This window comes from Bacillus sp. AF23 (genome assembly GCF_020861455.1).
In the GTDB taxonomy this organism is placed as follows: Bacteria; Bacillota; Bacilli; order Bacillales; family Bacillaceae; genus Bacillus; species Bacillus halotolerans.
On sequence record NZ_JAJHVY010000047.1, the window covers coordinates 1 to 722 of the forward strand.

A 722-nucleotide genomic window follows, 5' to 3' on the forward strand; every position below is an offset into this window, starting at 1 on the left:
CATTGCCATTACATCTACATAATGACCGTCGATTTTCCCCTGTTCTTTAAATATACCGACTTCGCGATACCCCATTGAAGTATATAACCCTTGCCCCAATTGGTTAAAAGGAAATGTAAATAACACAATCTTATGTATCTGTGATTGAATTGCTTCTTTTTCAATCTCTGATACAAGCACCTTACCTATACCTTTTCCTCGATGATTACGATCAATATATATAGATAAATCAGCAACACCTTGGTATGCGCAACGGTGGGAATATGGATTTAGAGAAACCCACCCTACTACACAATGGTCTATTTCAGCAACAAGGACCTTATATTTCTCAGTGCGATTAGAAAACCAATTTGCCATATAATCACTATCTTTTTCTTCTACTTCTAATGTAGCAATCCGATCAGCTATGCCTTGGTTATAAATATCTAATATTCTATTTACATCCGAGTCTTTTGCAGTTCTTATAAGAAGCATCCCTTATCCCCTTTCTTTTTTACATTTTAATCAATTTTTTTTGATTAATCAAGTATATAAACAATACCTGCCACTGAAAAATATCATAACAACAAGAAATGTTTCATGAACACCTATCCTAGTATTTTAAAAAGATAACATACTTTAGGTAAGTGGGCAGTTCGTGGGCGGCAGACAATTTAAAAACAAGCACAAAAAATACCAAAGGTCTACAACCCTTGGTATCATTGATGCGGCCGAGAGGACTT

1 protein-coding gene is annotated in these 722 nt (G+C 35.0%); it reads right to left on the reverse strand.

Going from position 1 to position 722, the window contains the following annotated elements; genetic code table 11:
• Window positions 1-474 (reverse strand): arsinothricin resistance N-acetyltransferase ArsN1 family A (locus LNN34_RS21760; RefSeq protein ID WP_229044606.1); only part of this gene is annotated, 474 nt, incomplete at its 3' end.
• Between the last annotated feature and the right edge of the window lie 248 nt (window positions 475-722).